Raw genomic sequence first — 24,037 nt, 5'->3', positions numbered from 1 at the left:
GGCCGTGAACGGTCAGAGCGGCAGGTGCACCAGGGTGGCGGGCCGGTCGCGGGTGGCGCCGGTCGCGTCGGCGGGGCGGTGCAGGCAGAGCAGTCCCGTGGGAACCCGGGCGACCGGCTCGAACGTCCCCGGCGTGCGGTGCACCTCCCGCGCCCCGCCGGGGGTGACGTGCAGCAGCCTGCTGCGGCCCGCGTCCTGCATGGTCATCCACATCGAGTCGCCGTCGGCGACGAACCTGGGACGCTCCCAGCGGTGCCGCGAGGTGAGGTGACCGGCCAGCGTCGCCGACTGCTTGCCCATCAGGAACTCCAGCGTCTGGGAGCGCTGGTCGAAGATCCCGACCGACCAGCCCCTGGCCGGGCTCACCTGGTCGACGCCGACCGCGTAGATCTGGCCGCCGGCCGGGAACCAGCGCAGCGCGCCGCCCCGGGGGCGCGGCATGACCAGCCTGGGCCTGCCGTCCGCGGTGTCGGCCTCCAGCCCCGCCGAGCCGGAGGTGAACCACCTGCCCCGGTGCAGGACCACCTGGTGCAGCCAGCTCCGTCCCGGCTCGCGCACCGTCGGGCGTACGACGCCGCCGGGGTCGACCAGGCACAGTACCTGCCACGGCCTGAAGTCCCGGTGCCGGTTCGGGGCCGCCGGCCTGTCGCCGCCGAACTGCCCGAGCACCACGGTGCAGCCCGGCGCGCCCACCGAGGACGACGGCTCGGTGCCGCTGGGGGCGTCCTGGTCGAGCAGCCGGCGCAGCCTGTTGTCCTCGTTGAGGAACCACCGGGCGTAGGGGCCCAGCTCGCGCGGCCGGGGGGCCTGGAAGGCGAGGGTCCCGGCCAGGTCGAGCTCGATCATGGCCAGGTGGCCGGTCTCCCCCCAGGGCAGGCCCATCGCGGTGTCGACCGGGACGGCCTGCCGGGGCTGGAAGAAGACCCACGCCGTACGGCCATGGGCGATCACGGTCGGGTCGCCCCACATCCGCAGCGGGTGGGTGGCACGGACGGCCAGGTCGGGGGTGAGGGTACGGACCAGCACCTGCGCGGGCCCCACCTGCTCCACGGCGACGACGCCCTCTCCGGACGCGGCCCACTCCACGAGCCTGCCGAAGCGGAGCTCCCGGTCGTGGCGTCCGCCGATCCCGTCGAGCCTGCGCAGGAGGTGGCCGTCGCCGAAGGCCTGGTGGACGAAGACCCGGCCCGCCTCGGCACGCGCCTCCAGCACGGCGTCCGTGACCTTCTCGATCCCCGGGACCGTGGGCCCGCCCGCAGCGCCCCCGGAGCCTCCGGAGCCCGCAGCGCCCGCAGCGCCCCCTGCGCCCCCGGCTCCCCCTGACGGGCCGGTGGGGGCCCGGTGGCCGCCGGTGGCGCCGTCCCCGGGACCGGTGAGCACCCGGCGGTCCCCGGCGGGCACCGGGTGGCCGCCGGTGGCGGGAGCCGGTCCCCGGCCGGGCTCGCGGTGCTCGACCTTGAGCTTCCAGGCCAGCTGCGCGGCGCCGTAGGCGACCACGATCTTCGGGTCGTCGTAGGTCCTGACCCGCTCGCCGAAGCGCTCGCGTACGGCCTTCTGGACCAGCGGCATCCTGCTGGGCCCGCCGGTCATGAACACCGCGGCCAGGTCGTCCGGCTCGACCCCCGCGCCGCGGATCGTCTCGTCGAGGATGTCGACCGTCCTGACGATCTCCTCGCCGATGAGGTCCTCCAGGTCGGCCCTGGTGATGTGCACGTCCTCGTTGATGCCCACCACGTAGTGGGAGGAGGTGTCGAACTTCGACAGCGTCTCCTTCGCCTCCCTGGCCATCTTGAGCAGGTCGGCGGCGTAGCTGACGTAGCGGCGCTCGGGATTGGTGGTCACCTGCTGCCACCAGTCGGCGTCGAGCCGCTCGATCTGGGCGCCGAGGAACGCGAACACCCGCTCGTCGAACCCCTCGCCGCCGATCTCGTCACTGCCTCCCGGCTCGCCGACGACCGCGAAGTCGCCGCCGTCCACGGTGAGCACGGCCGCGTCGAACGTGCCGCCTCCGAGGTCGTAGACGGCCAGCCGCGATCCGCCGGTCGCCCGCCCCGCGGACGCGAAGTAGCGGGCCGAGGCCACCGGCTCGTCGATGAGCGCGATCCGCACGCCGCTGACGACCTTCCTCGCCGCCGCCAGCAGTACCGCCTTGCGGTCGGCGCCCCAGGCCACCGGGTGGGTCAGCGCGACGCAGTCGGGCTCGGCGCCGTCGAACCGCCGCCGCCCCTCGCCGACGAACAGTTCGAGCAGCGCCGCCAGGGCGTCGGCCACGTCCACCGGGACGCCGCCGAGCAGCATCCGGCCCCGGCCGACGTAGCGCTTGGGGTTGCGCTCGACACGCTCGGGACTGATCGCGATGCCCCGCTGGGCGATCCTGCCCGCCACGAGCGTCCCCCGCTCGTCCAGCATGACGGCGGAGGGGATGCGCCGCTCTCCCTCGACCTCCAGGACGTCGAAGCGCCCTTCCGCCGCCATCACCCCGGCGGAGAAGCTCGTCCCCAGATCGACACCGAGGCACCACTGCGCCATGTCCACTCCTCTAGATCAGGACCCATCATCCCGCATCCGGCGACCACGGCCGGGGCGCGGGCGGGAGCGCCGGGACCGGTCCGGGGCCCGGCGCGCCGGTGATCGCGGGAATGGGCGCGGGAGCGTCCTCCTCGTCCCGCGCCCGCGCCGGCGCCGTCTCCACGGCTCACGATTCCGCCGTACGAGGACGGTGCCGCCCACGGGCCGCCCGGGGCGGGACACGGGTGCGACGACGGGTGGCGGGGGTGGCGAGGGGCGGCGGATCAGCCGCCGGTGGCGCCGTCGGGGCGGACGGCCAGGGCGGCGAGGACCCGCGCGAAGTCCGGCGGGGGCGCGACCACCAGCCGGGTCTGCCCGTCCTGGCTGACCAGGTCGGCCCTGATCAGGGAGAGGCGGCCGCCGTGCCACCAGTAGACCTGCGGGCTGAGGGCGCCGGCGCGCCTGTCGAACTCCCGCTGGGCGAACAGCCGCAGCCGCTCGATCGCGCGGACCACGCCGATGCCCTCGACCGGGTGGACGATCAGCGTCGCCGGGTCGGGCAGGGCGACGAGAACCCCGTCGGAGGGGACCGGCAGGTAGTCGCCCAGCCTGCGCAGGTGGGCGGCGGCGCCCTCGGTGGGACCGGTCAGCCTGCGGACCGCCACGCCGCCGAGGTCACCCTCCGTGACCGAGAGCCGTTCCTCCCGGTTGGTGTTGTCCAGGGCCAGGTCGAGCGCCTGGCCCGCGGTGATCGGCCAGCAGCCGACCTCCTCGGGGCGGACCGTGCGCCCGGCGGAGGCGTCGCCGACGGTGAGCACCTCGACCAGGTCGGCGGTGAGGTGGCGCCCGACCACGCGGGCCGGGTCGAGGTCGTCGTCGAGCTGGATGCGGGTCCGCAGCATCGGGCGCACCTGCTCCAGGTCGCAGGCGTCGAACGGCTCGTCCGCCGTGGCCAGGGTGTGGGACAGGTGCTCGGAGACGAGGACGGGCCAGTCCTCGCGGGAGCGCCGGAGCGCCTCGGCGCGCAGCCCGGTGAGCCGTACCACGACCCGTCGCGGGCCGGTGAGCGTCAGGGTCGCGCCGCCGGGATCGAAGGCGCATGCATAGCCGAGATTGTCGGCGACCAGGGCGAGCAGGGAGTCGAGATCGACCTCTTCGACCGGACGCGGCGGCGTCTCGGTTCGCCGGTTACGGTGCCGCCGGAACAATCTCACGCGTGCGCCCCCTCTGCCGGTTTCCTCCTAGGTTCGCACCTAGAGTGCCTGGTCGGCGCCCCCTGTTGAGTAGGTCAGAGAGCACGATTTTGCATCAATAGCACCAAGTGCCCCGAGCAATACAGAAAACTGTGGCTTTCCATGCCCTATCGGAAGCCCCCCGACAACCGGTACGCCGAGCGGCGCGAGCAGCTCCTCCAGCACCGGGTAGGGATCGCCGCAGCCGACCCAGGACCCCAGGACGAACCCGGCGGCCCCGTCGAGCGACCCCGCCTGCAGCAGCTGGGTGAGCATCCTGTCGATCCGGTACGGCGCCTCGGTGACGTCCTCCAGCAGCACGATCCGGCCCCGCGCCGACAGCGCGTACGGCGTGCCGCAGAGCGCGGCCAGCAGGCTGAGGTTACCGCCGGTGACCGGCGCCGTGACGTCGCCGGGAACGATCACCCGGTCGCCGGTGATCGCCGGCGGGGCTCCGGCGAGGGCGGCCGTGAAGTTCTCGAAGGTGCGCGGCTCGGGCCCCTCGGGATCGCTGATCGTGGAGCAGGCCGGCATCGGCCCGAACCAGGAGGCGACGCCCAGCTCCACGGCGAACGCGCTGTGCAGGGCGGTGACGTCGCTGGAGCCGACCAGCGCCTTGGGGCCGGCGGCCCGCATGGCGTCCCAGTCGAGGTGGCCGAGGAGGCGGGTGGCGCCGTAGCCGCCGCGGGCGCAGAACACCGCGCTCACCGCGGGATCGCACCAGGCGTCCTGCAGATCGGCGGCGCGGCCGGCGTCCGGGCCCGCCAGGTAGCGATCTCTGTCGAGGACGTGGGCACCGACGACGACCTTCAGCCCGAGCCCTTCCAGGACGCGGATGCCGCGCGCCAGCCGCTCGGAATCGGGAGGCCCGGACGGGGCGACCACCGCCACCGTGTCGCCCGGGCGGGGCGGGGGCGGGACCGGTATCCCGGCAGCCGGTTCGTTCACTCCGCAAACGGTGCCACACTGGGCTTTCATATGCGACCTCCGCCCCACATCCTGGTGGTCAACGGCATCAAGGTCCGCAGGCCGGTGTTCGTGCTCGCCGCCCCGCACTCCGGCGCGGATCTGCTGGCCCGCGCCCTGAAACGCTCCCCCGGATTCCACGTCACCATGGGGCGGGCGGCGGTGGCGCACGTCGTCTACGCCTTCGCCCGGCGGCCCTCGATCGCGGGACGGGGCATGGGCGCGACCCGCGTGCTCCGCGACGCCATGGCCGAGTCCTGGCAGATCGTCCCGGGCGCCTGCCAGGAGTGCCCGGCCACGTGCCGGGAGGCGGGCGGCGTGACCGGGGCGGGGCCCTGCGTGGCCTCGGGTTCCGTGGCCCGCTTCGGCGACGCCAGCCCCGACCTCCTCTACAGCGCCTCGGTGCTGCTGCAGGCCTTCCCCGACGCCCGTTTCGTCCAGCTCATCAGGGACGGCCGCGACGTGGCCGCCGACATGCTGGCCGACCCCGCCTCCCTGACGTGGTTCAAGCCGGCCATGCTGAGCGACGAGACGGAGTTCCCCAACCCGTTCCTCGGCGTCAACTCCGGCGAGCACCGCGAGCGCTGGAAGGCGATGCCCACGGCGGGCAAGTGCGCGCTGCGCTGGCGCAGCGCGGTGCGGCTGTCGGCCTCGCTCCACCAGGAGCTGCCCCGGGAGCAGTTGCTGACCCTGCGCTACGAGGACCTGGTCTCCTCCCCCGCCCAGGCCCTGGACGGGCTCTCCCGCTTCCTGGAGACCCGGGTCCCCAAGATCGCCCTGCTGGGCCCGAGCGTGCCGAAGGTCGGCGTCTGGCGCACCCGCCTGCGCGGCCAGGACTCCGAGCTGGTGGCCAAGGTCGCCCGCGAGGAGCTCACCCGCCTGGGCTACGCCACCTCGTCCTGACGCCGGTCCGCGCCACCGTCCGGGCTCCTCGGGGCCCCTTCACGAGGTCTCGCCGGGGGACGCGGGGTCACCAGCTCGCGATCTCGAACGTCGCACCGGGCCGGATGTCCCCCCGCGGGGCGGGCCTGCCGGCCGCGGCGGCCGTGGAACCGGCGCCGGCCCGCAGCGTGACCAGGATCGTCTCCCAGGTGCCGTCCGCCGACCACCGGCGGTGCCGGTTGTAGACGGTCTTCCAGTTGCCGTACGTCTCCGGCAGCTTGCGCCAGGGGCAGCCGGTCCTGGTGCGGAAGAACACCCCGTCGATGATCGTGCGGTGATCGGCCCACCGGTTTCCCCGCCGGGCGTGAGCGGGCAGCAACGGCGCCAGCCGTCCCCACTCGTCGTCGGTCAGGTCATCGCGTTTCAACCGGTCGTCCACGTCCCCATGATCTAACACCATTCGCCCCGGAAGATCCACTCGCGGGCGCGCCGCCGGGCGTCAGGAGGTGTGGGTCAGCTTCTCGGTCGTAAACGACCGAGCTTGCAGCTCCTGGCCGTCGATGGGTTCGACGGTTCAGGCCGCGTCGTCGGCAGCGTGACTCACTGCCCAGCCCGCCACACCGCGCGAGGCGATGTTGCGGGCCGCGTTGACATCGGCGTGCTCAGCGAAACCGCACGACGTACAAAAGAAGGTCGCCTGATCGGGCCGGTTGTTCTTGTCCACGTGCCCGCAGCAGGAACAGGCCTGCGAGGTGTAGGCCGCCTCGACGTGCACCACGGCGACGCCCTGACGGGCGGCCTTGTAGGCGATGAAGCTCCCCAACTGGTGGAAGCTCCACGAGTGCAGTGTGACCCGCTGGGGCTTGCGAAGCCGTACCCGCTCACGGATACCCCGGAGGTCTTCCAGGGCGATCCCGCATCCGGTGCGTTCTGCCTCGGTCACGATCTGCTTGGCGATGGTGTGGTTGGTGTTGGCGGCGAAGCGGGCCTCGGCCCGGCGGCGCTGCTTCAGCAGCCGCTTGGCGGACTTGGTCTGCTTGGCCTGCAGGCGACGGCGCAGCTCGCGGTGGCGATGGCGGACCGCGTTCACGCCCTTACCGCTGTGGCGAGTCCCGCCGCTGGTGGTCGCGAGGTTGACGATCCCCAGATCCACCCCCACAAATCCGTTCGGAACGGTGAGCGGCCGGTCGGGGAGGTCGCAGGTGGCGATCAGAAACCACATCCCGTCGCGCGTGAGCAGGTCCGACTCGCCCCGCCGATACGCGGCAAGGGTCGTGATCTGCTCGGCGGACCCGGTGAACGCCACCCCCCGCAACCGCCCGGTGATCGTCCAGATGCTCACGGTGCGCGCGTCGAGCTGCCAGGACAGGCAGCGGTCGTCGAACGGCTGCGCCGCGCCGGGGCGAAAAACGATCGGTTTGGACTGCGCGCGCAGGCGGCGCGGTGACCCTGGTGCTCCCAGGTTCCCGGCGCGGACGTTGGCGCGCAGCGTGGCGTAGGCGTGAGCGACCTTCTTGATCACATGCTGGGCGGCCTGCGCTCCCAGCCCGGCGGCCTTCAGCTCACCGTAGGTGATCTTACGCAGCGCGTACTCGCGTCCGACGCCGCCGGCGAACGCCGCCGCAGAGACCAGGTTCGCGGCCTTGTTGACCGCGCGCAGGGTCGCCTCCAGCGCCGCCGCCTGCTCAGGCGTCGGCAGGAGTCTCACCTGCACCACCAGCTTCACCCCGCCACCATGACGTTCGGCCCATATCCGCGACCTGAGAACCCGACTCCAGCATTCACCCGGGGGCGAACCATTGTCCGCGCACCGTTGTTTGTGCGCTGTACGCGCGTTTGGTTTTCACACCCAGGTATCGGCCCGGGGTCTTCACCGACGAACCACTGCGCCGCTGCGAAGGAATCATGATCGAGGTGTGCGACAGCTTCGGCGCCCAGCTCGTCGCCTTCAACGGCGAGCACGGCCATGTCTACCCGCTCGTCCACTACCGGCCCAAGGTCGCCCTGTAGACCCTGGTCAATTTCCTCAAGGGCGTCTCGGCCCGCTTGCTGCGCGAGGAGTACTCCGCTCACGTCTGCACGTACCTGCCGGGCGGCCATTTCTGGTCGCCGTCCTTCTTCGCCGCCTCCTATGGCGGCGCAACCTTGAGCATCATCAAGGAAGTACATCGAAGACCAGAAACGCCCAGACCAACGACGGGGCGTTCACAACCCCGGGACCGGAAAGCGATTCCTCCCGGGCGTGAACGCCCAGGATCCTTGCTACGTAACGCTGAACTGGGTCCGGTAGAGCTCGGCGTAGACCGCCCCCCTGGCCAGCAGCTCCTCGTGGCGGCCCCGCTCGACCACCCGGCCGTCCTGGACCACCAGGATCTGGTCGGCCTCGCGGATCGTGGACAGCCGGTGGGCGATGACCAGCGAGGTGCGCCCGGCCAGCGCGACCTTCAGCGCCTGCTGGACGGCGGCCTCGGACTCGGAGTCGAGGTGCGCGGTGGCCTCGTCGAGGACGACCACGCGGGGCGCCTTGAGCAGCAGCCTCGCCAGGGCCAGCCGCTGCTTCTCGCCACCGGACAGCCGGTGGCCGCGGTCGCCCACCACGGTCTCCAGGCCCTCGGGGAGGTCCAGGACCAGGTCGGAGATCTGGGCGGCGCGCAGGGCGTCCCAGATCTCCTCGTCGGTGGCCTCGGGCCTGGCGTAGCGGAGGTTGGCCCCGATGGTGTCGTGGAACAGGTGGGCGTCCTGCATGACGACTCCCACGGTGTCGCGCAGGGAGGCCAGGGTGGCGTCGCGCACGTCCAGGCCGTTGACGCGGACCGCGCCCTCGCCGGCGTCGTAGAGACGGGAGACCAGGCCGGTGATGGTGGTCTTCCCCGCGCCCGAGGGGCCGACCAGGGCGACCATCTCGCCGGGGCGGGCGGTGAAGGTGACGCCGCGCAGCACCTCGTGGCCCGGCCCGGTGTCGGGGCGGGCCACCGCCTCCAGCGAGGCCAGCGACACCTCCGAGGCCGACGGGTATCTGAACCGGACGTCGTCGAACTCCACGGAGGCCGGGCCCTCGGGGACGGGCCGGGCGCCGGGCCTCTCGGCGATCATGGGCTGCAGGTCGAGGACCTCGAAGACCCGGTCGAAGCTCACCAGCGCGGTCATCACGTCCACGTGCACGTTCGACAGGCTCGTCAGGGGGCCGTACAGGCGCATCAGGAGGGCGGCGAGCGCCACCAGGGTGCCGAGCTCGAAGACGTCGGAGACGGCCAGCACACCGCCCACGCCGTACACCAGGGCGGTGGCCAGCGCGGCGACCAGGCCGAGCGCGACGCGGAAGACCGTCCCGTACATGCCGACGGTGACGCCGACGTCGCGCACCCGCCCCGCCCTGTCGCCGAAGGCCGCGGTCTCGTCGTCCGGGCGGCCGTACAGCTTGGCGACCATGGCCCCGGCGACGTTGAACCGCTCGGTCATCATGGTGCTCATCTCGGCGTCGAGCTCCATCTGCTCGCGGGTGAGCCCGGACATCTTCCTGCCGACCCACTTCGCCGGGAAGATGAAGATCGGCAGCAGCACGAGGGCGACGACGGTGATCTGCCAGGAGAGCACCAGCATGGCGCCGAGCACCAGCACCAGCATGACCACGTTGGCCACGACCGACGACAGGGTGCTGGTCAGGGCGCGCTGGGCGCCGATGACGTCGGTGTTGAGCCGGGAGACCAGGGCGCCGGTCTGGGTGCGGGTGAAGAAGGCCACCGGCATGCGCTGGACGTGGTCGAAGACCTCGGTGCGCAGGTTGTAGATGAGGCCCTCGCCGATCCGCGCGGAGAACCAGCGCTGGGCCAGGGTGAGCGCCCCGTCGGCGACCGCCAGGCCCGCGATGACCAGCGCGAGGAGAATCACCACGTCCTGGCGCTTGGCGATGATGCCGTCGTCGATGATCGCCTTCATCAGCAGCGGGTTGGCGATCACGATGACCGAGCCGACCACGACCAGCGCGAGGAAGGCGGCGATGTGCCGCGAGAAGGGCTGTGCGTAGCGGGCGATGCGTCTGACCGTGCCCGGCGCCAGACGCTGCTTGGTCACCGACCTGTCCCGCCGGAACGAGAACATCGCCTGGGGGCCGAGACCCCCGCCCATCATCGCCATACGGCCTCCTCTCCCGATGCGAGCACCGGGAGAGGCACGATCATTCCCCTGTCAGCTTCGGGCGAACACCGCCGGGGGGCCACCGGGACGGACCCTGCGACGGTCTTGCGCGAACCGCGTGCCACGAGCGGGACGGCCTACCCGAACAGCGCCTTGACGCGCCCCGCCTGCTCGCGCGCCTCGGCCGCGCACTGCTCCTCCAGCGTGCGCCCCGAAGCACCCTGAAGCAGCCGCTTGGTCGCCGTCGCGGCGTCGCGGTTGGTCGCCAGCAGCGCGTCGGTCAGGTCGCGTACGGCCTGCGTCAGCTCCTGTGGCGCGACGACCAGCTCGGCCAGGCCGATCCTCGCCGCCTCCTGCGCCCCCACGACGCGGGCGGTCAGGCAGATCTCGATGGCCCTGGACAGGCCCACCAGGTCGACCAGCGGCTTGGTGCCGGTCAGGTCCGGGACCAGCCCGAGGGCCGGCTCCTTCATGCACAGTTTGGCGTCGTCCGCCAGGACCCGCAGGTCACAGGCGAGCGCCAGTTGGAACCCCGCACCGACCGCGTGGCCCTGAACGGCTGCCACGGAGACGATGTCGGGACGCCTCAGCCAGAGGAAACCCCGTTGGGCCCGCGCCACCCGCTCGGCGAAATCCACTTCGCCGAGTGTCGCGGAGGACGCGAACGACCCCTGCCCGGGAACCCCCTCCGGGGTGAACATCCTCAGATCGATCCCCGCCGAGAAGGACGGCCCCTCACCTCTGATCACGACGACCCTCACCTGCTGCGGCAGGCCGTCACCGATATGAGCCAGAGCCGACCAGGTAGCGAACGTCTGGGCGTTCCGCTTCTCCGGACGGTCCAGCGTGATCGTCGCGATCTCGCCGTCCACCTCATAGCGCAGACCGACCTCCTCGAGAGAGATCTCCTCCGCACTCCCCCCGAACGCCACTTCCGCCATCGCCTGTTCTCCCACCTTCGGTGTCCGCCTCGCCCGAGCCTATCGATTCCCCAGAATGAGGTTCTACAGGTTCGGGCGGGGACGGCTTCAGAGTGGGGGACGAGCGGCTGCGGTCGCGCGTTCCGAGGCGGGGTCAGCGCTTGGACTTGCCTCGGGTGGCGCCACCGCGCCCGCGCAGAGTCACGCCGGACTCGCTCAGGATGCGGTGGATGAACCCGTACGACCTGCCGGTCGAAGCGGCCAGGGCGCGGATGCTTTCACCCGCGCTGTAGCGCTTCTTGAGATCGGAGGCCAGTTTTTCACGATCGGCCCCGGTAACCCGGGTGCCCTTCTTCAGAGTCTCGGCCACGAGTACCTCCTGTAGTGCCAGACTTCCGCAGCGTTACACACGCCATGATCAGTCATTTCAGCGAGATCGGCTACCTACTCCACGGGAAAAGATCCGTACCCGCTCAAATTAAGATCAGGCAAGTGCCACAAGATCGGAAAATTCGTCGCTCCACGCGTCTTCAACTCCGTCAGGCAGCAAGATCACCCTATCGGGTCGTAGAGCCTCTACAGCACCCTCATCATGCGTGACAAGCACAATCGCCCCAGAATAGGACGTTAGCGCCGAAAGAACTTGTTCCCGGCTGGCCGGATCGAGGTTGTTCGTGGGCTCGTCCAGGAGGAGGACGTTGGCCGCGGACAGCACCAGCGTGGCCAGGGCCAGCCGCGTCTTCTCCCCGCCCGACAGCACGCCCGCGGGCTTGTCCACGTCGTCGCCGGTGAACAGGAACGAGCCCAGGACCTTGCGCAGCTCCACGTCGGGCAGCTCTCCCCCGGCCGAGCGCATGTTCTCCAGCACGGTCCGCTCGGGGTCGATCGTCTCGTGCTCCTGCGCGTAGTAGCCGAGCTTGAGCCCGTGGCCCGGCTTGACGGCGCCGGTGTCGGGCTCCTCGATGCCGCCCAGGATGCGCAGGAGAGTGGTCTTCCCCGCGCCGTTCAGGCCCAGGATGACGACCCTGCTCCCCCTGTCGACGGCGGCGTCGACGTCGGTGAAGACCTCCAGGGAACCGTACGACTTCGACAGCCCCTCCGCCATGATCGGGGTGCGCCCGCACGGGGCGGGCTGGGGGAAGCGCAGCTTGGCGACCTTGTCGCTGCGCCGCTCCACCTCCAGGCCGGACAGCAGGCGCTCGGCGCGGCGCTGCATGTCCTGCGCGGCCTTGGCCTTGGTGGCCTTGGCGCGCATCTTGTCGGCCTGCGACATCAGGGCCGAGGCCTGCTTCTCGGCGTTGGCGCGCTCGCGCCTCCTGCGCTTCTCGTCGGTCTCGCGCTGGGCCAGATAGGCCTTCCAGCCGACGTTGTAGGTGTCGATCACCGCGCGGTTGGCGTCGAGGTGCAGGACGCGGTTTACCGTCGCTTCAAGAAGCGTGACGTCGTGGCTAATAATGATCAAGCCGCCCTGGTGAGATCGTAAAAAATCACGAAGCCACCCGATTGAGTCCGCATCTAGGTGGTTTGTCGGCTCGTCAAGAAGGAGAGTCTCCGCCCCGCTGAAGAGGATCCTGGCCAGTTCCACCCGCCTGCGCTGCCCTCCGGAGAGGGTCTCCAGCGGCTGGCCGAGCACCCGGTCGGGCAACCCCAGGCTGGAGGCGATGGAGGCGGCCTCCGACTCGGCGGCGTACCCGCCCAGGACGTGCAGCCGGTCCTCCAGGCGCCCGTAGGCACGGACCGCGCGGTCCCTGGTGCGGTCGTCGGCCGAGGACATGCCGGCCTCGGCCTCGCGTAGCTCGCGCAGCACCTGGTCGAGCCCCCGGGCCGAGAGGATGCGGTCGCGGGCGAGCACGTGCAGGTCGCCGGTGCGCGGGTCCTGCGGCAGGTAGCCGACCTCGCCGCTGATGGAGACCGTGCCCGAGGCGGCCGACCCCTCTCCCGCGAGCACGCGGGTCAGCGTGGTCTTCCCGGCTCCGTTCCGGCCGACGAGCCCGATCTTGTCACCGGGGTTCACCCGGAAGGACGCACCCTCGATGAGCAGCCGGGCCCCGGCCCGCAATTCGATGTCAGAAGCTACGATCATGGTTGGAGAACACTCCCAGCAGGAAATACACAGGCTCACTTCACTGTGGCCGAACCCGCCGCGCCCTGTGTCTCCCGGCTCTCGGCTCGGCCGTCTCGCCTTCATCGGGACGACGGTCAATCGGGAGTGCGCATACCGATCAGTGTACGGCGCGACACCGAGCGGGTTCTCCATGATTTGACGAGCCCCGCCCGCCCGGGACCCGCGGACGCGGGCGCCCGCCACGCGAACCCCGGCCGCACAGGCCCCTCCGCACGGAGGCGCTCACGCGGGCGCCCGCCACGCGAACCCCGGCCGCACAGGCCCTTCCGCACGGGACCCGCTCACCCGCGACCCGGTCATCCCGGATCGCTCACCCTGATGCGGACCGCGCGGAACTGGGCGGGGGTGTCCTTGAGGACCACCAGCCGCGGGTCGGGGACCGTCAGGAAGGGCTCGGTCTCCAGCGCGAAGACCGGCGCGAGCCTGCGGTCGGGCCGCAGCGCGTCGACCGCGCGCCGGTCGCCGCCCAGCACGACCGCCTCCAGCTCGCCCACGTGCGGGCCCAGGACGCGCAGCGCCACCTCGGCCGCCGCCTCGTGCGCCTGGTCGACCTGCTTCTCCCTGCGCCGGGCGAAGCGCCGCTGCGACCAGCCGCCCGCCGCGCTGCGCCCGTGGACCTGCCGCGAGCCCACCTTGGAGGAGAGCAGCTCCTCCCCCTGGAAGATCCCCGCCGCGTGGCCGCCCAGCCGTACCAGCAGCACGCCGATCCTGCGCTCGGTGCGCACGTGGGTGACCAGCCGCGCCATCGGGCCGCCCCCCGAGGAGGTCAGCGGCGGGAACGGCACCTGGCACTCGGCGACCGCGCCGTCCGCGCCTTCGAGGCGTACGACGGAGGCCGAGGCCGTCACGCTCGGCGGGCCGTGCCGGTCGACGAAGCCGTCGATCCAGCGGTTCAGGCGCTCGGGCGCCACGGAGACCCAGCGGCCTCCCCCCTTGGCCGGTCGCGACGTCATGGAACGCGACACTACCGGCTGACCTCGCCGGACACACGATCTCACTGGTCAAGTCCAACGAATGGCGAAATATCGGTGAACATCACAGTGCGTTACTTCTGTGACGGTAGAGAATGCCCCATGCTCGGAATGTGACGACCAGAGCGCAAACCGTCCCGCAGGCCTCCGCGGGAGGCGCGGGTGTCACGCCTGTCGTCGATCTCGACACCGGGGGCGTCATCGCCTTCCAGGCGGACGGCGGGGGACGCGGGAACATCTCCTCCACCGTCCAGACGGTGCGCGACGTCGCCGCGAGCGAGATCCTGCTCCCCCTGGTGCTCACCCTGCCGACGGCCGCGGTGATCGGTGGCTCGGCCGCGCTCGCACCGCTGCACGAGGCCCTGCGCGCGTCAGGCCGGCGGCCCCGCGAGGTGATCCTCACCATACGAGGCGACTTCGCCCAGTTCGAGCGCCGCTCCCTGCTCACCGGCCTGGACGGCCTGCGCGCCATCGGCTACCTCGTCGCGGTCGGCGACCTGGGCACCGGGCACGTCCCGCTGGACCTGCTCGCCGACGCGGCACCGTACCTGGCGGTGATCTCGCGGGACCTGATCGACCAGGTGCCCGGCGACCCGCGCCGGGCCGCGATCGGGGAGGGCCTGGCACGGGTCGCCCGGGGAACGGGGGCGCACGTGCTGGCCCCGGGGGTGCGGGACGAGGCGCAACTCGCCGTGATCCGCGGCTGGGGGGTGCGGCTGGCCCAGGGCCCGCTGCTGATCCCCGGCCCGTCGGGACGGGTGCACGTGCCGCTCCCGGTCGTCGAACAGGAACCCTCGCGGCTCCTGCTCGGCCCCCGCGTCCACGAGTTCCTGCTGCCCGCGGTGACCCTCCCCTACGAGGCCACCGCCGAGGCCGTGATCGACGCCTTCGGCAGCGAGCCGTCCATCACCAGCGTGATCCTCGTCGACGAGTACCAGCGCCCCAGGGGCAGCCTCGACCGCAGCCGCTTCCTGCTGTCGATCGCCGGGCGCTTCGGTCACGCCCTGCACGGCAAGAAGGCCGCCGGGCGGCTGGCCGACCCCGCGCGCACGGTCCCCAAGACCACCCCCGCCATAGCGGCCATGCAGGTCGCGGGCCGCGACGCCGAGCGTGTCTACGACGACCTGGTCGTCACCGACGAGGTCGGCCGCTGCATGGGCGTCGTCCGGGTCGCCGACCTGATCCGCCAGGTGGCGGCCATGCAGCACTGAGGGCTCCTTCGCCCACCGGCCCTGCCTGCCGGCCCTGCCCGCCGGCTCCACCCGTTGACCCTCCGGCTCCATCCGCCGGCGCGACGGGCCGCCTCACCGTGCCGGGCGCCCTCGCCTTTACGTTGTAGATTCGAATATCCGCCACGCCGGCCCCGGCCCCCTTGGCAGGCGCGCATGATCACGGTAGGAAGGGCACAGGGGCGGGACGACGACGAGGGGCACGGAATGGACGATCGCGGACCTCGGGTCGGGCGGCGGGGGCTGCTCGGGGCGGGACTCCTGGCCGGGGCCGGGGCCGCGCTGTCCGGCTGCACCCCCGGCGACACGCCCGCCGCCCCGGCTCCTTCGCAGTCTCCGCCGTTCGACCCCGCCAGCTGGGAGTCGGTGCGGGCCCAGTTCCCGCTCGACCCCTCCTACGCGCAGTTCGCCGCCTACGTCCTCGCCTCCCACCCGGCCCAGGTGCGGCGGGCGATCGAGGAGCACCGGCGCGGCCTCGACACCGACACCGACGCCTACCTGCACGGCGAGGACAGGGAGGGGAAGGTGCGCGAGGCCGCCGCGGCCTACCTGGGCGCCGACGCCCCCGACGTCGCCCTCACCGACAGCACCACGATGGGCCTGGGCCTGCTCTACAGCGGCATGCGGCTGCTGCCCGGCCAGGACGTGCTCACCACCGAGCACGACTTCTTCGCCACCTACGAGAGCCTGCGGCTGCTCGCCGCCAGGACCGGCGCCAAGGTCCGCAGGGTCGGCCTGTACGACGACCCGGCCAAGGCCTCCGCCGACGAGATCGTCTCCCGGCTGAAGGCCGCGCTCACGCCGAGGACCCGGGTGGTGGCGATCACCTGGGTGCACTCGGGCACCGGGGTGCGGATGCCGGTCAGGGCGATCGCCGACATGGTCGCCGAGGCCAACCGCTCCAGGGACGCCGAGGACCGGGCGCTGCTGTGCGTGGACGGGGTGCACGGTTTCGGCGCGATGGCCGACGGGGTGGAGGAGCTGGGCTGCGACTTCCTGGCCAGCGGCACCCACAAGTGGCTGTTCGGCCCCCGGGGCACCGGCGTCCTGTGGGGCCGGGGGCAGGCCTGGCGCGCGCTGCTGCCGGTGATCGCGAGCTTCTCCAACGTGACCGTCGACCCGGGGACCGGCGACGAGCCGTACGGCCCCGGCGGGCTGCTGAACACCCCCGGCGGCTATCACAGCTTCGAGCACCGCTGGGCGCTGAGCGAGGCGTTCGCCTTCCACCGGGCGATCGGCAAGGAGCGGGTGGCGGCCAGGATCACCGAGCAGGCCACCCGGCTCAAGGAGGGGCTCGCGGGCCTGCCCAACGTGCGGCTGATCACCCCGGTCTCCGCCGAGCTGTCGGCCGGGCTGGTCTGCTGCGCGGTCGACGGCGTGGACGCCCCCACCGCGGTGGGCAGGCTCCGCCGCGACCACCGGATCGTCACCAGCGCGACCCCGTACCAGGACGTCTACCTGCGCTTCGGCACCGGGATCGTCACCACCCCCGAACAGGTGGACCAGGCGGTGAAGGCCGTCGCCGCCCTCAGGTGACGTATGGTACGAGTTAGGTTTACCTAACTTGGACCCCCACGGAGTGACACATGGCAGACGAGAAGGCCGAGCGCCGCACGCCGAAGGTGACGACCGGCCTGGTCCGGCGAGTCGAGCGGCTCACCCCCCACATGATCCGGGTGGTGCTCGGCGGAGAGGGTCTCGCCGGTTTCCGCGCGGACGAGTACACCGACCACTACGTCAAGCTGCTGTTCGCCCCGGCCGGGGTGAGCTACCCCCGGCCGTTCGACATGGAGGCGATCCGCCGCGACCTGCCCCGCGACCAGTGGCCCACCACCCGCACCTACACCGTCCGCCGCTGGGACGCCGAGGCGGGCGAGCTGACGATCGACTTCGTCCACCACGGCGACAGCGGCCTCGCGGGGCCGTGGGCCGACCGGGTCCGGCCGGGCGAGGAGGTCCACTTCTTCGGCCCCGGCGGCGCGTACGCGCCCGACCCCGAGGCCGGCTGGCACCTGTTGGCGGGAGACGAGAGCGCGCTGCCCGCCATCGCCGTCGCCCTGGAGAACCTCCCCGCCGGGGCACCGGCCTGGGCCTTCATCGAGGTCGAGGGCCCCGAGGAGGAGCAGAAGATCGAATCCCCCGGTGACGCGCGGATCGTCTGGCTGCACCGCGGAAGCTCCCCGTACGGCGAGCTGCTGGTCAGAGCGGTCCGCGAGCTCGACTTCCCCGACGGCGACGTGCACGCCTTCGTCCACGGCGAGGCGGGCTTCGTCCGCGACCTCAGGCGCCACCTGCGCGCCGAGCGCGGCATCCCCCTGGCGAGACTCTCCATCTCGGGCTACTGGCGCCTGGGCCGCGACGACGAGGCCTGGCGCTCCTCCAAGCGCGAGTGGAACGAGCAGATCGAGGCCGAGGAGGCCGCGGCGCTCTCCTCCTGACCGCGCGTTCACCGGGCGCACCGGCCCCGTGACACCCGGCGGCGAGCCGCCCCGGCGCCACGGGAACACGGGGCAGGACCGCCGGGGCGCCCGGCGGTTACGGGCCGGGGCGGCAGGCGAGGGCGCGGCTCAGAGGCGGCAGGCGAAGATGGCGGTCACCAGGATGGCCTTGGCCCCCATCTCCCACAGCTGGTCCATGATCTGCTGGTGCCCCTTGCGCGGGACCATGGCCCGGACCGCGACCCAGCCCTCCCGGTGCAGCGGGGAGACCGTCGGCCCCTCCATACCGGGGGTGAGGGCGATGGCCTCCTCGATCCGCTCGGCGCGGATGTCGTAGTCCATCATCACGTAGTCGCGCGCCACCAGCACGCCCTGCAGGCGGCGGATGAGCTGCCGCAGGCCCGGGGTCTCCTCGGTGCCGATCCCCTTGATCAGCACCCCCTCGGAGCGGGTGATCGGCTCGCCGAACACCTCCAGGCCGATGTTGCGCAACGTGGTGCCGGTCTCCACGACGTCGGCCACGGCGTCGGCCACGCCCAGCCGGATGGCGGTCTCGACCGCGCCGTCCAGCTTGATCACCCGGGCCTCGACGCCCTGCTCGGCGAGGTAGGCCTCCAGCAGGCCCGCGTAGGCGGTGGCGACGCGCCTGCCCTTGAGGTCGGCGACGGAGTCGAAGTCGCCGGGGTTGGCGGCGAAGCGGAAGGTGGAGCGGCCGAAGCCGAGCGGGATGATCTCCTCGACCCGCGCCCCGGAGTCGTGGAGCATGTCGCGGCCGGTGATCCCGGCGTCCAGGGTGCCCTCGCCGACGTAGACGGCGATGTCCTTGGGCCGCAGGAAGAACAGCTCGCAGGAGTTCTCGGGGTCGGCGACCACGAGCTCCTTGCTGTCCTTGCGGACGCGGTATCCGGCTTCCTTGAGGATCGTCTGGGCACCCTCGGTGAGGGCGCCCTTGTTGGGTACGGCGAGACGCAGCATGGCGGGCTTCCTTACAGGTGGACGGGATTGCCTACGAGGGCCGGAGCCGGGCGCACCGGCTCACAGATGCTTGTAGACCTCGTCCAGTCCGATCCCCTTGGCGATCATGAGGACCTGCACGTGGTAGAGGAGCTGGGAGATCTCCTCGGCCGCCCGCTCGTTCGACTCGTGCTCGGCCGCCATCCAGCTCTCGGCGGCCTCCTCCACGACCTTCTTGCCGATGGCATGGACCCCGGCGTCCAGCGCGGCCACGGTGCCCGAGCCCTCGGGCCGGGTGCGCGCCTTGTCGGACAGCTCGGCGTACAGCTCTTCGAAGGTCTTCATGATCTCTCTCGGCGTCGTCGGATGTGCCCGTCAAGCCTAACGGGCCATCGGCCCCCGGCGTGTGCAGGTCCACGCTCTGGGACGCGCGCCGCCCGGTCGTCGTCCCCTTTCCCCTGGATTCCCCCGCACAGCCGGAAACCTCCCCGGGGCGCTCAGTCGTTGACGCAGCGCAGCACCGGGCGGGTGACGAGGGCCGCGGGATCGGGCGAGCCGGTGACGTGCAGGGTGACGCTCTCGCCGGGCAGCAGGGTGATGAGCATGTCGTCGACCGAGGAGGCCGGGTCGAGGCGGTCGGGGAACAGGGCCAGGTCGCGCAGGAGGGTGCGGGCGGTGACGGTGACGTCCAGGCCGCCGCCCTCCGCCTCGGCCACCTCGGTGTCGTAGGCGGCGGCGGGGAAGGCGACGCGGGTGTCCTCGGCGAAGAAGTGGAGCGCGCGGTGCCCGTCCAGCCGTACGGACAGCAGCTCGGCCGACGGGTCTCCCGGGACGGCCACCGGGTCCGGGAGCGGCACGCTCGTCACCGAGCGGGGTGCCACGTCGACCCGGATGCTCTCCTTGGCCAGCGGTTCCCCGCCCAGGGCGAGCCGCTGGAGTTCCAGCTCGCCCGTCCACGGTTCCGGGCCGTCGTTGACCACGGCCACGGCGCCGCCCTGGACGCTCAGGAGACGGTCGGCGTAGACGCGGCGCAGCGCGTACCACAGCGGCTTGCGACGGCCGCGGCCGTCGACGGCCGACCAGGAGGTGACCGGCCAGCAGTCGTTGAGCTGCCAGACGATGGTGCCGGCGCAGTAGGGGGCCAGGGCGCGGAAGCGCTCGATGCCGAAGGCGACAGCCCTGGCCTGGTTGAGCTGGGTCAGGTAGTGCCAGTCGTCGTAGGTCTCCGGTGCCGGCAGGTGCTCGCCCAGGCCGCGCAGGAGCTTGGCGTTGCCCTCGTGGGCCTTCTGGTGGTGCAGCACCAGGGGCGCGTCGGGGGCCAGCTCGCCGCTGACGGCGTCGCGCAGCGTGGTGTGGGCGGGTGGGCCCTGGAAGCCGAACTCGGCGACGAAGCGGGGGGTGTAGGTGGCGTAGTGGGTGTAGTCCTCGCGGTTCCACACGTCCCAGATGTGGGTGGTGCCGTGGGCGGGGGCGTTGGGCGGCAGGCCGGGGTGGCCGGAGTACGGGCTGCCCGGCCAGTAGGGGCGGGTGGGGTCGAGCTCGGCCGCCAGGGCCGGGAACAGCCCGTGGTAGAAGCCCGCGCCCCAGGTGCGCCCGTCCAGCTCGTCCTGCCAGCCCCAGTCGGCGTGGCCTTCGAGGTTCTCGTTGTTGCCGCACCACAGCGCCAGGGAGGGGCGCCAGGACAGCCGGGTGAGGTTCTCGCGGACCTCGGCCTCGACCTCGGTGGCGAAGGGTTCCTCCTCGGGGTAGGCGGCGCAGGCGAAGGGGAGGTCCTGCCAGACGAGCAGGCCGAGCTCGTCGGCCAGGTCGTAGAAGTCCTCGCTCTCGTACAGGCCGCCGCCCCAGACGCGCAGCAGGTTGACGTTCGCGTCCAGGGCCTGTTCGAAGCGTCCGGCCAGGCGTTCGCGGGTGACGCGGGCCGGGAAGCAGTCGTCGGGGATCCAGTTGACGCCGCGCACGAACACCGGGGTGTCGTTGACGACGACGGTGAAGCCCTCGCCGGTCCGGTCCAGGCGCACGTCGCGGAAGCCGATCCGCCGCGTCCAGGTGTCCCCGTCGCCCGGTCCGGACAGGTCCACGGTGAGCTCGTAGCGGTCCTGGGCGCCGTATCCGCGCGGCCACCACCGCCGGGGCCCGGGCACCCGCACCTCCAGGACGGCCTCGCGCTCGCCGGGGGCCAGCACCGCCTCCGCCACCACCCCGGCCACCCTCGCGGTCACGGTGAGGGGCTCGGCCGATGTGTCGCCGGCGCGCTCGACGGTGACGTGCGCCTCGACCCGCCCGCCGGATCCGTCGGTGCTCACCAGCGGCCGCACCGACGCGATCCTGGCCCCGCTCCACGAGTGCAGCCCGATGGGCCGCCAGATGCCGGAGGTGACCACGGCCGGGCCCCAGTCCCAGCCGAAGTTGCAGGCCATCTTGCGGATGAACTGGTAGGGCGCCTCGTAGCTGCCGGGCCGGTCGCCCAGCTCGGCCCTGCGCGCCTCGGCGTACTCCACCGGGGAGGCGAAGCGCACCCGCAGCGTGTTCTCGCCCTCGCGCAGCAGCTCCCGTACGGGGAAGCGGTAGGAGCGGTGCTGGTTGGCCGTGGTGGCGACCTCGACGCCGTTGAGCTCGACGGTGGCGACGGTGTCCAGGCCCTCGCAGACCAGGTCGGCGCGGTCGTGCCCGTCGGCGTGCCAGGCGAAGACCGTCTCGTACTCCCAGCCGGAGCGGCCTATCCAGGTCAGCCGGTTCTCGTTGTCGTCCAGGTACGGGTCCTCGATGAGCCCGGCGGCCAGCAGGTCGGTGTGCACGCACCCCGGAACCGTGGCCGGGACGCGGGAGATGTCCCCGCCCACCTGGTGAAGGGTCCAGCCGTCGTGTAGCGCCCTCAATTCACACTCCCCATGGATGCGGTGTCGCCCCGCCGGACGAGATGGCCCGGTTCGGCCTCCACCAGTGTGGAGGGCCCTTCCCGCACGTCTTCTGCGGGGGCGGCCGGCTCGCCGTCCCACCGGGCGGTGAGCCTGGGCACCGACGACAGCAGCCTGGCCGTGTACGGGTGGAGGGGGTTGCCGAACACCATGTCGGTGGGACCGGACTCGACCACCTGTCCCCGGTACAGGACCACGGCCCGCTCGCTGATGTAGTTGCCCAGCGACAGGTCGTGGGTGACGAACAGCACCCCGAGGCCGCGCGACTTCAGGTCGGCGAGCAGGTTGAGGACGTCGATCCTGGTGGACGCGTCGAGCATGCTGGTGATCTCGTCGGCGACGAGGTACCGCAGGTCGAGCAGGAGCGCCCTGGCGATCAGCAGGCGCTGCAGCTGGCCGCCGCTGAGCTGGTGCGGGTAGCGGCCCAGGATCTGCCCGGGATCGAGGCCGACGTCCTTGAGGGAGGTGTCGATCCTGCCGTCCCACTCGGAGGCGGCGACGCCGGGGAAGTACTCATTCTTGATCATCTGCAGCACCCGGTCGGCCTTGAAGATCGGGTTGTAGCAGCTGAACGGGTCCTGGAACACGCCCTGCACGTGCCGGTAGTAGGCCTTGCCCGGCCTGGCGGGGGCGCCGTCGAGGGTGATCGCGCCCTTCGTCGGGCGGATCAGCCCGAGGACGGTCTTGCCGAGGGTCGTCTTGCCGCTGCCGCTCTCGCCGATGAGGGAGACCACCTCCCCCGGCGCCAGGTCCAGGCTCACGTCGTCGACGGCGGTGAGGGTCGCGGTGCCGAAGGCACCCACCCTGTAGGTCTTGGTGACCCCTTCGATTCTCAGCATCGTCCGAAATCCTCCGGGTCAGGCCTTCCAGCAGGCGACGTGGTGGCCGGTGTAGGTCTTGGTGACCCCTTCGATTCTCAGCATCGTCCGAAATCCTTCGGGTCAGGCCTTCCAGCAGGCGACGTGGTGGCCGGGGGCGACCTCGACCGGCGGGGGGTCCTCCGCGCACCTGTCGAAGGCGAGCGGGCAGCGGTCCCTGAACCGGCAGCCGGAGGGCGGGTCGAGCAGCGAGGGAGGCCTTCCGGGGATGCCCGACAGCCTGCGCTCGGCGTGGCGGACGCCGACCTCGGGCAGCGAGGAGATCAGCATCCGCGTGTACGGGTGGCGCGGCTCGTTGACGATCACCCCTGCCGGAGCCTTCTCGGCCAGCCGCCCCGCGTACATGACCATGATCGTGTCGGCGATCTGGTAGGTCAGCGAGATGTCGTGGGTGATGAAGATCATGCTGCGCACGAAACCCCGGTCCCTGAACTCCACCAGGGTCCTGGCCACGGCCTTCTGGGTTGACACGTCGAGCGCGGAGGTGATCTCGTCGGCGATGAGCAGGGACGGGTCGAGCAGGGTGGAGACGACCATCACCATCCGCTGCTTCATCCCGCCCGACAGCTCGATCGGGTAGCGGTCCAGGACGTCGCGCGGCAGCTCGACCAGGTCGAGGCGGCGTTCCAGCTCGGCGACGTCGAGGCGCTCGCCCCGGGAGGCGAGCAGTTCGGCGACCATCCGGCCGATCCTGCGGGTGGGGTTCAGCGCGCTCATGGAGTACTGCGGGATGAGGGAGACCCGCTTGAAGCGGAAGGGGTTCATCCGGCGGTCGTCGCCGATCGGCAGCTCCTCGCCGTCCAGCTCCGCTCCGCCCCCGGCCAGCCGCATCCGGCCGTCCATCCTGATGAGGCTCTTGCCGAGGGTCGTCTTGCCGCAGCCGGACTCGCCCGCCAGGCCGAGGATCTCGCCGTCGCCGACGTCGAAGCCGACGCCGTCGAGCGCCCGCACCTCGCCGCGCATGGTCCGGTAGTGGACCCGCAGGTCCTTCACACGCAGAGTCATTCACAGCTCCCGCAGTTTCGGGTTGAACACCTCGTCGAGGCCGACGTTCATCACGTAGAGGGCGCCGACGATGGCGGTGATCCCGGCCCCGGGCGGGACGAACCACCACCACATGCCCAGGTGAAGGGCGCTCCAGCGGGCCGCGTTGTTGAGCATCAGGCCGAGCGAGACGCCCTCGCTGGGACCGAGGCCGATGAAGTCGAGCGAGGCGGCGATCAGGATCGACCCGCCGAACAGCAGGATGAAGGTCATGAAGAGGTACGAGCTCATGTTGGGCGCGATCTCCCTGGCGATGATCTTCCAGGTGCGCACCCCGCTGAGCCGGGCCAGGTCCACGAAGTCGCGCGAGCGCAGCGAGAACGTCTGGGCCCTGATGGCCCTGGCCGCCCAGGGCCAGGAGGTGAGCCCGATGAAGAGCGCCTGCACGCCGACGCTGCGGACCCCGAGGTAGGCGTTGACGATCAGCAGCACCGCGAGCGCGGGCAGGACCAGGACGATGTTGGTGAGCATGTTCAGCACCTCGTCGACCAGCCCGCCCCGGTATCCGGCGGTGAAGCCGACCGCCATGCCGATGATCGCGGCCAGCCCGCCGCCGAGCACCCCCACCTGGAAGGTGAGGCTCAGGCCGTAGACGAACTGGGCGAAGATGTCCTGGCCGAACATGGTGGTGCCGAACCAGTGCTCGGCCGAGGGCGGCGAGGCGGGGGTGGCGACGTAGGCGTTCGGGTCGCCCCCGGCGATCACGGGGGCGGCGACGGCCAGGACGAGCAGCGGGACCAGCACGACCAGTCCCGCCAGGAGCTTTCCGTTGCGCAGCGCGAAGTACAGGCCCTCGCGGCGCCTCGCGGGCACGGCCGCCGTCACGGCGGCCTCCCGGTCC

At 71.9% G+C, this 24,037-nt stretch carries 19 protein-coding genes and 2 pseudogenes; 5 read left to right on the top strand and 16 right to left on the bottom strand.

Translation table 11 applies throughout. The features are described 5' to 3' along the window. Positions 1-12: 12 nt before the first annotated feature. The 3 genes from AB0F88_RS20375 to AB0F88_RS20365 all read right to left on the bottom strand — a co-directional run bounded on the left by AB0F88_RS20375 (position 13) and on the right by AB0F88_RS20365 (position 4,688). Positions 13-2,529 carry an Hsp70 family protein gene (locus tag AB0F88_RS20375; RefSeq protein WP_362685887.1) on the bottom strand — a complete coding sequence of 839 codons (2,517 nt, stop codon included), beginning with the start codon at positions 2,527-2,529 and terminating at the stop codon, positions 13-15. Positions 2,530-2,792: 263 nt separating this feature from the next. Next, on the bottom strand, positions 2,793-3,722 hold the full coding sequence (locus AB0F88_RS20370) for a hypothetical protein (RefSeq protein WP_362685881.1): 930 nt from the start codon (positions 3,720-3,722) through the stop codon (positions 2,793-2,795). A gap of 39 nt (positions 3,723-3,761) precedes the next feature. After that, on the bottom strand, positions 3,762-4,688 hold the full coding sequence (locus tag AB0F88_RS20365) for an LD-carboxypeptidase (protein WP_362685878.1): 927 nt from the start codon (positions 4,686-4,688) through the stop codon (positions 3,762-3,764). A 30-nt stretch (positions 4,689-4,718) separates the two neighbouring features. Between AB0F88_RS20365 and AB0F88_RS20360 the strand changes: the two genes are divergently transcribed. Then, entirely contained in the window at positions 4,719-5,609 is an 891-nt protein-coding gene (locus tag AB0F88_RS20360) for a sulfotransferase (RefSeq protein WP_362685875.1), read from the top strand. A 157-nt stretch (positions 5,610-5,766) separates the two neighbouring features. Here AB0F88_RS20360 and AB0F88_RS20355 read toward each other — a convergent pair. Together AB0F88_RS20355 and AB0F88_RS20350 are read right to left on the bottom strand one after the other, a co-directional pair. Further along, a pseudogene (locus AB0F88_RS20355) lies at positions 5,767-6,015 on the bottom strand (transposase); the annotation flags it as partial. Between the two features lie 147 nt (positions 6,016-6,162). Continuing rightward, positions 6,163-7,314, bottom strand: a complete 1,152-nt coding sequence (locus tag AB0F88_RS20350) for a transposase (RefSeq protein ID WP_362685872.1) — start codon at positions 7,312-7,314, stop codon at positions 6,163-6,165. A gap of 53 nt (positions 7,315-7,367) precedes the next feature. Here AB0F88_RS20350 and tnpA point away from each other — a divergent pair. Then, positions 7,368-7,751, top strand: a pseudogene (tnpA, locus tag AB0F88_RS20345) (IS200/IS605 family transposase); the annotation flags it as partial. Positions 7,752-7,850: 99 nt separating this feature from the next. Here tnpA and AB0F88_RS20340 read toward each other — a convergent pair. The 5 genes from AB0F88_RS20340 to AB0F88_RS20320 form a co-directional block, all read right to left on the bottom strand. Then, positions 7,851-9,722: an ABC transporter ATP-binding protein gene (locus AB0F88_RS20340; RefSeq protein ID WP_362685869.1), complete on the bottom strand. Its 1,872-nt coding sequence runs from the start codon at positions 9,720-9,722 to the stop codon at positions 7,851-7,853. 137 nt (positions 9,723-9,859) lie between these two features. Then, positions 9,860-10,663 (bottom strand): enoyl-CoA hydratase/isomerase family protein, encoded by an 804-nt coding sequence (locus tag AB0F88_RS20335; RefSeq protein ID WP_362685866.1) that lies wholly within the window; start codon positions 10,661-10,663, stop codon positions 9,860-9,862. 133 nt (positions 10,664-10,796) lie between these two features. Further along, positions 10,797-11,012, bottom strand: coding sequence for a helix-turn-helix domain-containing protein (locus AB0F88_RS20330; RefSeq protein ID WP_030904785.1), 216 nt, complete (start codon positions 11,010-11,012; stop codon positions 10,797-10,799). 114 nt (positions 11,013-11,126) lie between these two features. After that, on the bottom strand, positions 11,127-12,725 hold the full coding sequence (locus tag AB0F88_RS20325; RefSeq protein ID WP_362685863.1) for an ABC-F family ATP-binding cassette domain-containing protein: 1,599 nt from the start codon (positions 12,723-12,725) through the stop codon (positions 11,127-11,129). A gap of 338 nt (positions 12,726-13,063) precedes the next feature. Then, complete coding sequence (locus tag AB0F88_RS20320) at positions 13,064-13,720, bottom strand: acVLRF1 family peptidyl-tRNA hydrolase (RefSeq protein ID WP_362685860.1); 657 nt, start codon at positions 13,718-13,720, stop codon at positions 13,064-13,066. Positions 13,721-13,851: 131 nt separating this feature from the next. Here AB0F88_RS20320 and AB0F88_RS20315 point away from each other — a divergent pair, with 131 nt between their 5' ends. The 3 genes from AB0F88_RS20315 (at position 13,852) to AB0F88_RS20305 (ending at position 17,405) form a co-directional block, all read left to right on the top strand. Then, a complete protein-coding gene (locus tag AB0F88_RS20315; protein ID WP_362685857.1) occupies positions 13,852-14,949 on the top strand; it encodes an EAL domain-containing protein in 1,098 nt (365 codons plus the stop codon). Between the two features lie 225 nt (positions 14,950-15,174). Continuing rightward, positions 15,175-16,503: an aminotransferase class V-fold PLP-dependent enzyme gene (locus tag AB0F88_RS20310; RefSeq protein WP_362685854.1), complete on the top strand. Its 1,329-nt coding sequence runs from the start codon at positions 15,175-15,177 to the stop codon at positions 16,501-16,503. Between the two features lie 50 nt (positions 16,504-16,553). Then, positions 16,554-17,405: a siderophore-interacting protein gene (locus tag AB0F88_RS20305; protein WP_362685851.1), complete on the top strand. Its 852-nt coding sequence runs from the start codon at positions 16,554-16,556 to the stop codon at positions 17,403-17,405. Between the two features lie 129 nt (positions 17,406-17,534). Here the strand turns inward: AB0F88_RS20305 and hisG are convergent, their stop codons facing one another. From hisG to AB0F88_RS20275, 6 genes are all read right to left on the bottom strand, one after another. After that, positions 17,535-18,380, bottom strand: coding sequence for an ATP phosphoribosyltransferase (hisG, locus tag AB0F88_RS20300; protein WP_362685848.1), 846 nt, complete (start codon positions 18,378-18,380; stop codon positions 17,535-17,537). Positions 18,381-18,440: 60 nt separating this feature from the next. Next, positions 18,441-18,704 carry a phosphoribosyl-ATP diphosphatase gene (locus tag AB0F88_RS20295; RefSeq protein WP_012892448.1) on the bottom strand — a complete coding sequence of 88 codons (264 nt, stop codon included), beginning with the start codon at positions 18,702-18,704 and terminating at the stop codon, positions 18,441-18,443. 152 nt (positions 18,705-18,856) lie between these two features. Beyond that, the gene (locus AB0F88_RS20290) at positions 18,857-21,235 is read right to left on the bottom strand and encodes a glycoside hydrolase family 2 protein (protein ID WP_362685845.1); all 2,379 of its coding nucleotides are present in this window, start codon (positions 21,233-21,235) and stop codon (positions 18,857-18,859) included. Next, the gene (locus AB0F88_RS20285) at positions 21,232-22,113 is read right to left on the bottom strand and encodes an ATP-binding cassette domain-containing protein (RefSeq protein ID WP_362685842.1); all 882 of its coding nucleotides are present in this window, start codon (positions 22,111-22,113) and stop codon (positions 21,232-21,234) included. Before AB0F88_RS20285 ends, AB0F88_RS20290 begins: the two co-directional genes overlap by 4 nt. A gap of 102 nt (positions 22,114-22,215) precedes the next feature. After that, positions 22,216-23,157, bottom strand: a complete 942-nt coding sequence (locus AB0F88_RS20280) for an ABC transporter ATP-binding protein (RefSeq protein ID WP_362685839.1) — start codon at positions 23,155-23,157, stop codon at positions 22,216-22,218. Beyond that, a complete protein-coding gene (locus AB0F88_RS20275) occupies positions 23,158-24,021 on the bottom strand; it encodes an ABC transporter permease (protein ID WP_362686721.1) in 864 nt (287 codons plus the stop codon). It lies immediately after the preceding gene. Positions 24,022-24,037: the final 16 nt, after the last annotated feature.

The organism is Streptosporangium sp. NPDC023963 (assembly GCF_040639135.1).
Classification (GTDB): domain Bacteria; phylum Actinomycetota; class Actinomycetes; order Streptosporangiales; family Streptosporangiaceae; genus Streptosporangium.
This window is presented reverse-complemented; position numbering and strand designations above follow the sequence as displayed.